Source organism: Listeria rocourtiae FSL F6-920 (assembly GCF_000525975.1).
In the GTDB taxonomy this organism is placed as follows: Bacteria; Bacillota; Bacilli; order Lactobacillales; family Listeriaceae; genus Listeria_A; species Listeria_A rocourtiae.
Genome location: NZ_AODK01000093.1, coordinates 1 through 1911, shown reverse-complemented (window position 1 = coordinate 1911; position 1911 = coordinate 1). Strand labels below are relative to the sequence as shown.

4 protein-coding genes are annotated in these 1911 nt (G+C 41.0%); all 4 read right to left on the bottom strand.

Going from position 1 to position 1911, the window contains the following annotated elements:
• Positions 1–368: toxin Cry1Ac domain D-VI-related protein (locus tag PROCOU_RS15935; protein ID WP_036074405.1), on the bottom strand; the 368-nt coding region annotated here is incomplete at its 3' end.
• 46 nt (positions 369–414) lie between these two features.
• Positions 415–795, bottom strand: a complete 381-nt coding sequence (locus PROCOU_RS15930) for a toxin Cry1Ac domain D-VI-related protein (protein WP_279625201.1) — start codon at positions 793–795, stop codon at positions 415–417.
• A complete protein-coding gene (locus PROCOU_RS15925; RefSeq protein WP_149023697.1) occupies positions 788–1531 on the bottom strand; it encodes a hypothetical protein in 744 nt (247 codons plus the stop codon). The genes PROCOU_RS15930 and PROCOU_RS15925 overlap by 8 nt, the downstream gene beginning before the upstream one ends.
• Before the next feature lie 181 nt (positions 1532–1712).
• Positions 1713–1841 (bottom strand): hypothetical protein, encoded by a 129-nt coding sequence (locus PROCOU_RS18980; protein WP_260447874.1) that lies wholly within the window; start codon positions 1839–1841, stop codon positions 1713–1715.
• Between the last annotated feature and the right edge of the window lie 70 nt (positions 1842–1911).

The following is a 1911-nucleotide window of genomic DNA, read 5'->3' as shown; positions in this document are numbered from 1 at the left end:
TGCGCTTTATCTACGTATGCTTGCAGTTCCGCTTTTGTCGCTGGGTCTATCACCGTGTAAACTTTCGCCTGCGCCGCATCAATATCCGCTTGCGTCACGGTTTCTTTCAGCGCATTCGCTGGATTACTATCCTCAAATAGTGCTTTCACGGCCCGTTGTATGCCTGCTTCTACTGCCGTTCGTATATTCAACAATTCTCGCGCGCGATCTAGCTTGTTTTGTAAGTCTGTCTTCACAGCACTCGGTAACAGCCCATCAATTTGCGCTTGTACTGCGTCAATAGCCGCTCGGTTGGTTGTCGCTTTGATTGCATCGGTTAATGGTTCATTGTTTTGATACAACTGATTCACTAAGTAATTAGCAACCAACTGTTTTTCCTTATCTGTTGTTTTCGCATCGAATGCTGCCTGGGCTTTATTGATATGCGCTTGCAGTTCTGCTTTTTTTCGCCGTATCCTTCACCGCATTCACTTTCGCTTGCGCTGCATCTATTGTTGCTTGCGTCACGGTCTCTTTTATCGTGTTCGCTGGATTGTTACTCACAAATAGCTCTTTCACTGCTTTTTCTGCCGCTACTTTAGCATTTAATTCGGCTTGGGCTTTATTGATATGTGCTTGCAGTTCCGCTTTTGTCGCCGTATTCTTCACGGCATTCACTTTTGCTTGGGCTGCATCTATCGTCGCTTGCGTCACCGTTGTTTTAATCACATTCGCTGGATTATTACTGACAAATAGCTCTTTCACTGCTTTTTCTGCCGCTACTTTAGCATTTAATTCGGCTTGGGCTTTATTGATATGTGCTTGCAGCTCCGCTTTTTTTCGCTGTATGCTTCACCGTATTCACTTTTGCTTGCTCCGCGTCTATCATTGCTTGCGTCACCGTTGTTTTAATCGCATTTGCTGGATTATTCCCTTCAAATAGCTCTTTCACTGCTTTTTCTACTGTAATGGCGTGGTAGTAATCTATTTTTTCCTGATAACTTGCCACAATCGCTAGGAGTTCTTCCTTTTTAGAAGCTGTTAGTATATTCTCGATGTGCTTCTTTGCTGTATTCAGATACTCTTCATTTATTGTTTCAGTCTGGGATGACTGAATTTTCTCCATTTCCTCTTGTGCCAGCGCTCCCCAATAAGCATCATTCTGAGTCGTCAAGTAGGTTAAATCAACCGATTTAATTATTGGCCCACTTTCATAATCTCTGTATTCCAAGGTAATTTTACTTGTTCTTGGAATAGCATTGTAGAACCACCAACTATTATTCTTAAATGCAGCATAGTAGATTGCCTTAGTATCCATTGACGAGTGATATGAGTCATTCACGACAAGTTTAATATGGTATTTCGATCTCTTCATCCAGTCATCAAGTGTTGATGTATCTAGTTGTATACTTTTAATCTTTCCTTCGTCATCAAAATTAAAATGAAAACCAGTGGTGTCTACCGCTCTCGCTGAAAATGTATCCATCGTTCTTTCCACTTGACTCGCTTGTGTTGTGATCGGTATTCCTAACGTCGGCACGACTAAAGACACAGCCGCCGAACTTATTACGATTTTTTTTTAACAATTTTTTCTTTGACATCTTTCATTATTCCTCTTCTCTATAAACTGATTGTGCTTACACCATGCATAGCGAAGCAAACATTTCTACTTTCCATACCTAGCTCCTATTTCAACATGTACTAGATTTCTAGGTTACTACGTGTATGCTATGTTAACATTGACCAACAATAATTGTTGCGCCAAAAGTAGAATGCTTACTATCTGTGAACAGAACATCCACACCTTGTTTAGTCGCTGTTCTTTTTTCCTTCTCCAGCGTTTCTGTTGCCATATTTAGCATTGGCCTTATCTAGCTCTTTTTGTATAGCAACACCTCCTTATCTATATTCACTTGCATAGCACCTACTCTC